This is a genomic window from Staphylococcus sp. EG-SA-2 (genome assembly GCF_017152085.1).
In genome coordinates this window covers 1-532 of the sequence record NZ_JACYHC010000169.1, presented here as the reverse complement: position 1 = coordinate 532, position 532 = coordinate 1, and the positions used below count along the sequence as shown (strand labels likewise).

At 37.0% G+C, this 532-nt stretch carries 1 protein-coding gene; it reads left to right on the top strand.

Translation table 11 applies throughout. From position 1 onward, the window contains the following. On the top strand, window positions 1–532 hold a 532-nt coding region (locus tag IDG60_RS01590; protein ID WP_206160415.1), incomplete at both ends, for a PTS sugar transporter subunit IIAB.

Sequence of the window (532 nt, the reverse complement as noted above, 5' to 3'; positions counted from 1 at the left end):
GTTTGAAAGATTTAGGCGCATCTGGTGTATTAGAAGTCGGCAATAATATGCAAGCAATTTTTGGTCCTAAATCTGACCAAATCAAACATGAAATGCAACAGATTATGAATGGTCAAGTAGTAGAAAATCCTACTACTATGGAAGACGATAAAGACGAAACTGTTGTTGTTGCAGAAGATAAATCTGCAACAAGCGAATTGAGCCATATCGTGCATGCACCATTAACTGGTGAAGTAACACCATTATCAGAAGTGCCTGATCAAGTGTTCAGCGAAAAAATGATGGGTGACGGTATCGCTATCAAACCTTCACAAGGTGAAGTTCGTGCACCATTCAACGGTAAAGTACAAATGATTTTCCCAACAAAACATGCAATTGGTCTTGTATCAGATAGTGGTTTAGAATTATTAATCCACATCGGTTTAGACACTGTTAAATTAAACGGAGAAGGCTTTACTTTACATGTTGAGGAAGGTCAAGAAGTTAAACAAGGTGATTTATTAATCAACTTTGATTTAGACTACATCCGCAA